Below are 11406 nucleotides of genomic sequence, written 5' to 3' on the forward strand. Positions count from 1 at the left end.
CATGCGTATCGAACCTCGCCTGCTGCCCGACATCCTGCCCTTCCTCGGTGATATTCCGCCACTGTTGACCCGCCTGTATGCAGCGCGTGGCGTGCAGTCCGAGGCTGAACTGGACAAGAGCCTGGCGCGGTTGATCCCGTTCCAGCAGCTCAAGGGCATCGAGGCGGCGGTGGACCTGTTGGTGACGGCCCTGGAGCAGCGTCAGCGGATTCTGATCGTCGGCGACTTCGATGCCGATGGCGCGACCGCCAGTACGGTGGGCGTGTTGGGCTTGCGTTTGCTGGGCGCGGCGCATGTCGACTATCTGGTGCCTAACCGTTTCGAGTACGGCTACGGCCTGACACCGGAAATCGTTGAAGTCGCCCTCACGCGTACGCCGCAGTTGTTGATCACGGTGGACAACGGCATCTCCAGCGTTGAAGGCGTCGCGGCTGCGAAGAAAGCCGGGCTTCAGGTGTTGGTGACCGACCACCATCTGCCAGGCGATGAACTGCCGTTGGCCGATGCCATCGTCAATCCGAACCAGCCAGGTTGCGAATTTCCAAGCAAGGCACTGGCCGGTGTCGGGGTGATTTTCTACGTGTTGATGGCCTTGCGTGCGCGTTTGCGCAGCCTCGGCTGGTACGAGAGCAAACCACAGCCGAACATTGGCGAGTTGCTGGATCTGGTGGCGCTGGGCAGCGTAGCCGACGTGGTTCCGCTGGACGCCAACAACCGTATTCTGGTGCATCAGGGGCTTGAGCGGATTCGCGCCGGACGTGCTCGACCGGGGGTCAAGGCGATCCTTGAAGTGGCAAAACGTGAGCCAGCGCGCATCACTTCCACCGACCTTGGCTTCATTGTCGGCCCACGTTTGAACGCGGCGGGGCGTCTGGATGACATGAGCCTGGGCATCGAATGCCTGCTCACCGAAGACGCGGGGCTTGCCCGGGAAATGGCGATCCAGCTCGACGGCATGAACCAGGACCGTAAATCCATCGAGCAGGGCATGCAGCGTGAGGCGCTGGCCCAGCTCAAGGATTTACCGGTCGAATCCATGCCGTTCGGCTTGTGCCTGTTCGATCCCGAGTGGCACCAGGGCGTCATTGGTATCCTCGCGTCCCGTATGAAAGAGCGCTATTTCCGACCGACTATCGCCTTCGCCGATGCGGGCGATGGCTTGCTCAAGGGCTCTGGGCGTTCAGTGCAGGGTTTTCATATTCGTGACGCCTTGAGCGTGGTGGCAGCGCAACACCCCACTTTGATCAGCAAGTACGGCGGCCACGCGATGGCGGCAGGTTTGACGCTACCTGAAGCGAATTTTCCGCTGTTCGCCGAGGCATTCGACGCTGAAGTGCGCAGGCAATTGCGCGAAGAAGATCTGACGGGTCGCCTGCTGTCGGACGGCACACTGGCGGTCGAGGAATTTCACCTGGAACTGGCGCGCGCCTTGCGGCATGCCGGTCCCTGGGGGCAGCATTTTCCGGAGCCGTTGTTCCATGGCGTGTTTCAGCTGGTCGAGCAGCGTGTTGTCGGTGAACGTCACCTCAAAGTCGTGCTGAGAAGCGAGTGCGGCTCGGTGAAGCTCGATGGCATTGCGTTCGGAATCGACCGCGACATCTGGCCAAATCCGACTATCAAGTGGGTGGAGCTGGCCTACAAACTCGACCTCAACGAATTTCGGGGTAACGAGACCGTGCAGTTGATGATTGCCCATATCGAACCGCGCTGAGCCCATCGCGGGCTTGCCCGCGATAGCCCCTCTCACCGAATTCATCTGAACCCTCCCTCATCCCCCGATGTCGACTAGGCTCTAAGCACTGCTTGATAATCCTTGTGACGTCTTGTCGAATTTTTTGCCCGCGGGGGCGGGCGCTGTACCTCTTTCCTGTCACTCGTCGACTTTTCAAACAGAACCCTGGAGCCTGCCCACTGATTCGAGAGGTGCCCCATGAGTCTGCTGCTAGAACCCTATACCCTTCGCCAACTGACCCTGCTCAACCGCATTGCGGTATCGCCCATGTGCCAATACTCGAGCGTCGATGGCCTGGCCAATGACTGGCACCTGGTCCACCTCGGCAGCCGTGCAGTTGGCGGCGCGGGACTGATTTTCACCGAAGCCACGGCCGTCACCGCCGATGGACGCATCACCGCCGAGGACCTCGGCTTGTGGAATGATGAACAGATCGAGCCATTGCAGCGCATCACGCGCTTTATTGCCGCGCAGGGGGCTGTTGCCGGCATTCAGTTGGCTCACGCCGGGCGCAAGGCCAGCACTTATCGGCCATGGCTGGGCAAACACGGCAGCGTCAAACCCGAAGACGGTGGCTGGGTGCCGGTAGGGCCTTCGCCCATTGCATTCGACCCCCAGCACACGCCGCCCACGCAGCTTGATGAAGGCGCAATCGCCGAGGTCATTCAAGCCTTTGTCGACTCGGCAAAGCGCGCCCTGACGGCGGGTTTCAAAGTGGTTGAAGTCCACGCCGCCCACGGTTACCTGTTGCACCAGTTTCTTTCGCCATTGAGTAATCAGCGTCGCGATCAATACGGCGGTTCTTTCGAAAACCGGATTCGTCTGGTGTTGCAAGTCACCGAAGCGGTACGGGCGGCATGGCCTGAGGAATTACCCGTGTTTGTTCGCGTATCAGCCACCGACTGGGTGGAGGACGGCTGGAACCCCGATGAGACCGTTGAACTGGCGCGCCGCCTCAAAGCCTTGGGTGTTGACCTCATCGATGTCTCGTCGGGGGGGACGGCGGCCAACGCCGAGATTCCAACCGGCCCGGGTTATCAGACGCGGTTCGCCGAACGTGTGCGCAAGGAGTCAGGTATCGCCACCGGCACTGTAGGAATGATTACCGAGCCAGCCCAGGCCGAGCATATCTTGCGCACGTGTCAGGCAGACATCATCTTCCTCGCCCGTGAGCTGCTGCGCGATCCGTACTGGCCGTTGCACGCCGACGACGATCTGGGTGGACGCAAGGCCATCTGGCCGGCGCAGTACCAGCGGGCGACACACCGCGATCAGCCGATTCATGAGTCGGATTTGCGTGATTGAGTGAAGCTGTAAAAACACAAAAGCCCCGATCGAAGTGATCGGGGCTTTTGTGTTTTTACGCTGAGATCTTTGTGGGTCCGGTTGGCCTCTTTACCCTCAGACGTACTTACGCTTGTCCGGCGCCGGCGGGAAGTACTGATACAACCAGGTTTCACTCAGCGTCCGGTCCTGGGTACGGATGAACAACCGAAGCTCTACCGGCTCCACGCTGTCATTGGTCGGGAACCAGTCAAAGGTGATGCGATAGCCTTTGATGTCATCCAGCACCAGCACGTTGAAATCCTTCACCTCACCATTCGAGCACGTCACCACCGGCTCGATTCCCGCACCTTCCGGCAAGCGATCCAGGCCACCACCGGTGAAGTCCACGGCAAAACGGCGCGCCCAGACTTCCGGGTAATGCTCACCCGGTGCCCAGCCCTCAACGAATCCACCCATACCCGAACGGGTCGCGTTGACGCGTGCCAGCGGCGTGCTCACGGGAGGCAAGGCGCTCCAGAAAAGCTTGTAGCCGTAGTTCAGGGAATCCCCCGCGGCCACCGGTTTTTTCGGCGTCCAGAAGGCAACGATGTTATCCAGGGTTTCGCCGGTTGTAGGAATTTCCAGCAAATCGATAGAGCCTTCGCCCCACGCGGTAGTAGGTTCTACCCACAGGCTCGGGCGCTTGCTGTACCAGTCGACGGTGTCCTGATAGCTGGCGAATTCATGATCGGTCTGCACCAGGCCGAAGCCCTTCGGATCGGTATCGGCAAAGGCGTTGAACTGCAGGGTGGCCGGATTGTTCAGTGGACGACAGATCCATTCGCCGTTGCCGCGCCACATGGCCAGGCGATCAGAGTCGTGGATTTGCGGGTGAATGGTGTCGCACATGCGCCGTTCATGGGTGCCGCAGCTGAACATGCTGGTCATGGGTGCGATGCCCAGTTGTTCGATCGCGGTACGGGCGTTGATGTGGGCATCGACTCCCATGACCACCTGGCTGGCCTGACAGTCGATGTCGAAACGGTAGGCACCCGTGGCGCTTGGCGAATCCAGCAGGGCGTACACCACGAAGCGAGTGCTGTCCTTGTCCGGCGTCTCGAACCAGAACTTGGTGAAGTCCGGGAACTCCTCACGCTTTTTGGCGTAGGTATCGATCGCCAGGCCGCGTGCAGACAAGCCGTACTGGCCTGATGCATCAACCGCACGGAAATAGCTCGCGCCGAGGAAGGACAGCACATCATGCCGGTCCAGCTCGGGGGCTTTGAACAGCTTGAACCCGGAAAAACCAAGATCGCCCTTCAGTTGCTGGGTATCGACCGTGGTTTTCTCGTAATTGAACAGGGAAGGGCGGAAATGCACCTCGCGCGCCTGACGCGTCTTCGGGTCGACGCTGTACATCCGCACCGGTTGCTTGAAGCCCATGCCCACGTGGAAGAATTGCACGTCCAGCTGACCGTTCAGATCCTTCCACAAGGAGTGATCGGCGTCGTAGCGAATCGCATTGAAGTTCTGCGGCGTCATGGTCGCCAGCGTCGGCGGGAGCACCTGTTTGGTGTCCTGGTAACGCTGGCCGGCGAGTTGCTTCGCCTGAATCTTCAGGGCCTCGAAATCGAACGCCTGCGCGTCGCCATCGGCGGCGCCATTTCCCGCCCAGGCCCGAGCGGCCAGCAGGCCAGTCGCTGACAATCCCGTGTAGGCCGCAATGGCCATGGACGCTTTGAGTAAATTCCTGCGGTGCATAAGTAAACCTGTCGTGAACAATCCCGCGCCGTTCCTGGCACGTGCTGGATCAAAAATGGGGTTCGGACATGCCTTCGGCCAAACGCAACGGACGTTAAACAGATACCAAATAGCTTAAACCGTTCGGTTGCAGACACAAATTGATTGATGGCATAGCGACAGCTTGGCAATGAAACAAGAAATGTCGGTTCATTTTTCTGACAGGACATTCTGAATTTAAGGGCATTTCTGCTTTTTTCGACTAATTACTCTAAAAACTGCTTTCCAGCACCGATTATCTTTCTATTCTAAGGGCATGACCGATTTGGGCCCTTCAGATCGGTGAGTCAGAAAGTGAAAGGGCGATGGGTTTTCTTGCAGTTTTCTTTGATATGGAAAGGACCTCGTCCATGGCGAAAGTACAGAGCATCACCGAAATACTGGGAATATTTCCTTGCCTCAGTGTTGGCCGTCGCAGACGCCGCCTGAGTTCAGACGAAATAAAATTGGTCGAGCAGTATCGCGACTTGTCAGAGAGTGACCGGATTGCGATGCGTTATCTGGTGGATGCAATGAGGAGTGTTTCGCGGTTTTGAAGAAGTTAGAGATTAGGTCGTGACGCGGTGTCGCGGCCGAAATCTTTCGATATGAAGAGAATTTACCTACGGTCAGCGGCGGTTGCAGACCGATATTCTAAGTATTACTTTGTTGTGATCAGTAATACTTTGCGGAGATCATCATGACGACGACCACTATGACCAGCAAAGGGCAGGTCACTATTCCTAAACCCATCCGTGACGCTTTGCACCTGTTGCCAGGTTCAGCGATCGAATTCAGCGTTAACGCGCAAGGTGAGGTCGTACTGCAAAGTCATAAGGCAAAAGGTGACATCGATTCAGCGACTCCTGACCGATTTGAGGCCGTACGTGGAAAGGCTGACATCAAATGGAGGACCGACGAATTGATGGCGTTGTTGCGAGGTGATGACTGATGCTTTTGGTCGACACGAATGTGTTGATCGACGTTCTGGAAGATGACCCAGTCTGGGCTGATTGGTCCATTCAACAGCTACGTGCTCAATCCAGGATTCATGAGTTGGTCATAAATCCCATTATCTATGCCGAGTTGTCCCAGACATTTTCCACCTTTGAAGGATTGGATGATGTGGTCAGTCAGCTTGGTTTGCGCATGCAAGAAATGCCACGTCCCGCCTTGTTCCTGGCCGGGAAGGCTTTTACTCGTTATCGAAAATTGGGTGGTGGGAAAAATAACGTTCTGGCGGATTTTTTTATAGGCGCACATGCCGCAGTAAAAAAACTGCCATTACTGACGCGTGATGCGAAGCGTTACCGCAGTTACTTCCCTTCCGTTGAGTTGATAGTGCCTTCTTGATTGCGACGCAAATCCACGGATGAACCTGTGCAAGCGCTATCCGTGGATTTTTGTCCTGCAGTGGCTTACCCGATTTCACCCACCGCTCGATACGCCTCATCAATTGCGGCATGCGCATAAGCGCTCCACGCTGCATCCGAGTTGGCGATGCTCACTCGCCCAACTGGCTGACGCGCCAGGTTCATCAGTCTTTCACTCTCGTCAGCATCGTCGTACAGGCTATTGGAGAAGTACGCATAGCCGTGTGACCAGCGATTCACCGTGATGGCGAGGATGTCGGTCTGGTGATTGAAACCACCAGGGCCCAGCATTCGTTGCAGTTGATCGCGCAGTTGCGCTTCCAGTTGTTCGAAAGATTGTCCATACAGACGACCACGGCCGGCCCGCGCCTGGTCCCGGGCATTCATCCCGGTATTAGGGCTGGTAGGAACGTAAACCATGTGCAGGCCGATAGGCTGCTTCGGGTCGCGCGGGTGGTCGTAGCCGCCCATGCTCACCGGGTAGTCGAGTTTGATGCGGCTGTAAGGCTGGGTCGCGGCGTAGATTTCATGCACACCCAGTTTCTGGAACGACTCCCAGTTACGGATGACCACTTTGGTGTAGACCAGCGGGAATTTCACGTTCTGACTCAGGGCGTGTGACTGCTCGGCCGACAGGTCTCGCAGCAGGTACGGAATGATCATGTTGTAGCAGGCCATGATGCAGTGTTTCCCGCGTACCTGGCTCAGCTGACCACCACGGCTATAGCCGACGTTCACACCCGTGCCGACGTTGCGCACGCTGACGGCGGTGCTGTTGAGACGAATGCGCACCGCTGATTTCGGTTGATCCAGTTTGGCGTAGTCAAACGTCGCGAGGACCACATCGTCCATCGTGTGGCCCGGTGCCACGGACGGGATCAGGCTGCGGACCAGCAACCGGGCAAGCGAGGCGTTCCCGTCGGGGAAGTGGTAGATGTAGGGCTCTTCCATTTCCGCCCGGGCTTCTTCGCTGATCGGTTCGAGATTCATCGCACCGAAGCCTGGGAAGCCAACCGAATAGGCGTCGGACGCTGCGACCGCGTCAATGCTCAGGGCCATGAAATCGTTGGTGCGGCTTTGGAAGTACTTCACCGCCTGCGCCGACAGTCCTACGTCCTTGAGCAGAAAATCCTGATAGCTGGTGCTGTCCAGATGCGCGGTTTTCTCTTCGAGGGTTTTACCGGCGAGGTAATCCTTTGGCGCCATGTGCAGCGCGATCAGCGCTTTGCGATCCGCTTCCGGTAACGGGAAATCGTTGATGAAGTCAGGGATGGAGCGTGCGTGCAATTGGTCGGGGGCGATGTCGTCGGCAACCATCGGCGTTGGATCGCCGCTCACCAGTTTGTCTTCGCCAAAGTTTTCTTTGTCGAAGAACACGGCGCGGGACAGGCCCAGGTCAGGGTAAAACTGGCGGTCGAAGGCTGTCTCGAAGCGTTTGATGTCGACGCCGAGTTTCTTCAGCAGGCCATTCACTTCCTTGCTGTAAAGATGATTAGGCGACTGGAACGCTTCACTGCCGCCGTAGCCGATGATCGTGCGACCGCCGGCCGAGAATTCGTTGCGCTTGGCGTGACCGCCAAAGTCGTCGTGGTTTTCCAGAATCAGGATGCGGGCTTTCGGATGTTTCTCACGGTAGAACCACGCGGCTGACAGACCGCTGAGGCCGCCGCCTACCACCACCAGGTCATATTCTTCGCTGATCGGCAGCTTGTCAGTATCAAAAACTTTTTTTTCCCAGCCCATCTGGTGCGCAATTTCGAAGGAGCCGACGTGGCTACCGCGCAGACCTGTAAGGGCAGGAGGGTAGTAGCGTCCGTCTGGGGCTGCCTGGAGAATTTGCAGCGGCGTCATGCCGGCAGCGATGGTGACTGCAACGCCGTTGAGGAAGTCGCGGCGGGTGATGTCCATGTTCAATCCTTGTTGGTTTTTATAAATCGCTCCGGCGCCAAAGTAGCACCGGAGCGAGGGCCGTTACCGGCTGACTTTCCAGGCATCACCCGCAGGTGCTGTGCCGTGGTCGTAAGGTTTTGCAAGCCACATGTAGAGCAGGCCGAAACCGATGACGATGGCCGTGCTCAGGACCATGGCGTAGTTGATGTACCACGCCGCATCCGGTGTCCGTGGCCAGGCCATGTTGACGATTGCGCCGACGCCGTAAACCAGTGCGCCGATATTCACCGCCCAGCCCCACGCGCCTAGGGTGAATTTGCCACTCGGTTTCCAGCCTTTCATGCGCGCATACAACGCCGCGAGCACGATCATCTGGAACGCCAGGTAGATGCCAATCGCTGCGAAACTGACGATGGTCGCCACCGCATCTTGCAGGAAGAAACCCAGGATAATGATCAGCGCCGGCAGGACGCCGGAGACGAACAGTGCCGCAACCGGTACTTGAGTTGTAGGGGATATCTTCTTCAGCAGTGAGCTACCGATGACCATTTCATCCCGGGCGTAGGAATACAGCAAGCGACTCGCCGCCGCTTGCAGGCTGATCACGCAGGAAATGAAGGAAATCATCACCACGCCCATCACTACTTTTGAGCCCACCGGGCCGAAGGCGTTGTTGAGGATGGTGGTGACCGGGTCCTTGTCGGTGCCGTTGATCACGGCCTGCATGTCTGGTACAGCGAGGATCAGCGCCAGGCAGGCGAACATCGCCGCGATGCCGCCGATGTAGATGGTCATGCGCATGGCCACCGGAATTTGCTTGCTGGGGTTCGGCGTTTCTTCGGCCACGTCGCCGCACGCCTCGAAGCCGTAGTACAGGAACATCCCCGCCAGCGAAGCGGTGAGGAACGCCGGCAGGTACGAACCGTCGACGCTGATATCAAAGGTATTGAACAGCACGCTGATTGGCTGATGGCGTTCGAACACCAGCAAGTAAACGCCGACGATCACCGCCCCGACCAACTCACACAAAAAGCCGAACATGGCGATTCGCGCCAGGACTTTTGTGCCACTGAGATTGACCAGGGTGGCGAACAGCGTCAGCACCAGGGCGATGACGATATTGGTGTTGCTGCTCGGTTCAAAACCCAGCATGGCGGCCAGATACGGACCGGCACCCACAGCAACTGCAGCGATAGTGACGCAGAGCGCGATGGAGTAGATCCAGCCGACCATCCATGCCCAGCGCTTGCCCACCAACCGGCGAGCCCAAGGGTAGACGCCGCCGGAAATCGGGAATTGCGAGACTACTTCACCGAAGATCAGGCACACCAGCAACTGGCCACAACCGACCAGCAGATACGCCCAGAACATTGGCGGCCCGCCAGCGGCGAGGCACAGGCCGAACAGGGTATAAACCCCTACGACCGGCGAAAGATAAGTGAAGCCCAGGGCGAAGTTTTCCCACAGGCTCATGCTGCGGTTGAAGTTTGAGGTGTAACCCAGTTTGCGTAATTGCTCGGCATCGCTGTCGGCAACGGCTGCAGAGAGATCGGGTGATGCACTCATGGTGTGTTAGCTCCGGAAAATCGGCAGATTTCGGATGTCCGAAACCGTGGCGGGGCCAAGACGGCTCAGCCCGGATCGGTGGTTTTTGTTTTATGTGTCCAACGTTGAAACCTGATGGTGCGTATTGCCGGTCTCTGCCTTGAAACCGAGGTGACGCCATCGCCAGCAGGCTGGCTCCCACAGGGAAACGCATTCCAAACTGTGGGAGCCAGCCTGCTGGCGATGCTTTTAGTGCTTGAACATCACATGCCGAACCACGGTGTAATCTTCCAGCCCATACATCGACATGTCCTTCCCGTAACCGGACAATTTCTGACCGCCATGGGGCATTTCGCTGACGAGCATGAAGTGCGTGTTCACCCAGGTGCAGCCGTACTGCAGGCGCGCCGACAAGCGATGCGCACGGCCGACGTCCGAGGTCCAGACCGATGACGCCAGGCCGTAGTCCGAATCGTTGGCCCAACCCAGCACCTGCGCTTCGTCGGTGAACTTCGTGACCGACACCACTGGCCCGAACACTTCACGACGGACAATCTCGTCATCCTGCTGCGCATCCGCCAATACTGTCGGCTCGAAGAAGAAGCCGTTGCCTTCCACGGCCTTGCCGCCGGTGATCAGGCGGATGTGCGGCTGCGCCACGGCGCGCTCGACGAACCCGGCCACGCGGTCGCGGTGTTGCGCGGTGATCAGCGGGCCCAGCTCGGTCGACGGATCGTCCTGCAAGCCGTACTTGATGCTGCTCACGGCCTCACCGAGCTTCTCGACGAACTGCTCGTAGATCCCCGCCTGGGCATAGATGCGGCACGCGGCGGTGCAATCCTGGCCGGCGTTGTAGAAACCGAAAGTACGAATGCCTTCCACGGCGGCGTCGATGTCGGCGTCGTCGAAGATGATCACCGGAGCTTTGCCACCCAGTTCCATGTGCATGCGTTTGACGCTGTCGGCGGTGCTGGAAATGATGTTCGAACCGGTGGCGATCGAACCGGTCAGCGACACCATGCGCACTTTCGGGTGGGTGACCAGAGGGCTGCCCACGGTAGGACCCCGGCCAAATACCAGATTGAGTACGCCAGCCGGGAAAATCTCCGACGCCAGTTCGGCCAGGCGTAACGCCGTCAACGGCGTTTGTTCCGACGGCTTGAGCACCACGGTATTACCCGCAGCAAGGGCCGGGGCGATTTTCCAGGCGACCATCATCAGCGGGTAGTTCCACGGCGCGATGGAGGCGATCACGCCCACCGGATCGCGACGAATCATCGAGGTGTGGCCGGGCAGGTATTCGCCACCCGCCGAACCGCTCATGCAGCGGCTGGCGCCGGCGAAGAAGCGGAACACATCGGCAATCGCCGGGATCTCGTCATTCAGCGCAGCGCTGTAGGGCTTGCCGCAGTTGTCCGATTCCAGCTTGGCCAGTTCTTCGCCATGGGCTTCGATGGCGTCGGCAAGCTTGAGCAGCAGCAGCGAGCGGTCTTTCGGCGGGGTTTGCGACCAGCTGTCGAACGCGGCATCGGCGGCGCGCACGGCGGCATCGACCTGGGCTTCGCTGGCTTCGTTGATCTCCACCAGAACGCGGCCGAGGGCCGGGTTGAACACGGCTTGAGCGGGGCCTTCGCCATTGATCAGTTGGCCGTTGATCAGGAGTTTGGTTTGCATTTTTATCTCATCTCCAATGCTTTGTGTAGGAGCTGCCGCAGGCTGCGATCTTTTGATCTTGCTCTTTCAAAATTGCCAGACAGCAAGATCAAAAAGATTGCAGCCTGCGGCAGCTCCTACAGGGGATAGTCGTTGTCAGCTATTGAT

Annotated in this window: 9 protein-coding genes; 5 read left to right on the forward strand and 4 right to left on the reverse strand. The window is 58.4% G+C overall.

The genetic code is table 11. The annotated features are described in order from the left end of the window. The first annotated feature begins 1 nt into the window (after window position 1). Both recJ and ACA063_RS05365 read left to right on the forward strand, forming a co-directional pair. On the forward strand, window positions 2–1711 hold the full coding sequence (gene recJ, locus ACA063_RS05360) for a single-stranded-DNA-specific exonuclease RecJ (RefSeq protein ID WP_497665051.1): 1710 nt from the start codon (window positions 2–4) through the stop codon (window positions 1709–1711). Window positions 1712–1930: 219 nt separating this feature from the next. After that, window positions 1931–3037 (forward strand): NADH:flavin oxidoreductase/NADH oxidase, encoded by a 1107-nt coding sequence (locus ACA063_RS05365; protein ID WP_497665052.1) that lies wholly within the window; start codon window positions 1931–1933, stop codon window positions 3035–3037. Between the two features lie 96 nt (window positions 3038–3133). Here ACA063_RS05365 and ACA063_RS05370 read toward each other — a convergent pair whose 3' ends face one another. Beyond that, window positions 3134–4759 (reverse strand): glucan biosynthesis protein D, encoded by a 1626-nt coding sequence (locus tag ACA063_RS05370; RefSeq protein ID WP_497665053.1) that lies wholly within the window; start codon window positions 4757–4759, stop codon window positions 3134–3136. Window positions 4760–5148: 389 nt separating this feature from the next. On the opposite strand from ACA063_RS05370, the gene ACA063_RS05375 reads away from it, so the two are divergent. The 3 genes from ACA063_RS05375 (at window position 5149) to ACA063_RS05385 (ending at window position 6130) form a co-directional block, all read left to right on the forward strand. Beyond that, on the forward strand, window positions 5149–5334 hold the full coding sequence (locus ACA063_RS05375; RefSeq protein WP_497665054.1) for a hypothetical protein: 186 nt from the start codon (window positions 5149–5151) through the stop codon (window positions 5332–5334). Between the two features lie 143 nt (window positions 5335–5477). Next, a complete protein-coding gene (locus ACA063_RS05380) occupies window positions 5478–5729 on the forward strand; it encodes an AbrB/MazE/SpoVT family DNA-binding domain-containing protein (RefSeq protein WP_194691259.1) in 252 nt (83 codons plus the stop codon). Further along, the gene (locus ACA063_RS05385; protein WP_497665055.1) at window positions 5729–6130 is read left to right on the forward strand and encodes a type II toxin-antitoxin system VapC family toxin; all 402 of its coding nucleotides are present in this window, start codon (window positions 5729–5731) and stop codon (window positions 6128–6130) included. The genes ACA063_RS05380 and ACA063_RS05385 overlap by 1 nt, the downstream gene beginning before the upstream one ends. A 65-nt stretch (window positions 6131–6195) precedes the next feature. Here ACA063_RS05385 and ACA063_RS05390 read toward each other — a convergent pair whose 3' ends face one another. The 3 genes from ACA063_RS05390 to ACA063_RS05400 form a co-directional block, all read right to left on the reverse strand. Further along, window positions 6196–8058 (reverse strand): NAD(P)-binding protein, encoded by a 1863-nt coding sequence (locus ACA063_RS05390; protein WP_497665056.1) that lies wholly within the window; start codon window positions 8056–8058, stop codon window positions 6196–6198. 63 nt (window positions 8059–8121) lie between these two features. Beyond that, on the reverse strand, window positions 8122–9606 hold the full coding sequence (locus ACA063_RS05395; protein ID WP_497665057.1) for an APC family permease: 1485 nt from the start codon (window positions 9604–9606) through the stop codon (window positions 8122–8124). A 228-nt stretch (window positions 9607–9834) separates the two neighbouring features. Continuing rightward, window positions 9835–11259 (reverse strand): gamma-aminobutyraldehyde dehydrogenase, encoded by a 1425-nt coding sequence (locus tag ACA063_RS05400; protein WP_497665058.1) that lies wholly within the window; start codon window positions 11257–11259, stop codon window positions 9835–9837. Window positions 11260–11406 lie beyond the last annotated feature (147 nt).

Source organism: Pseudomonas sp. LBUM1643, from assembly GCF_059716215.1.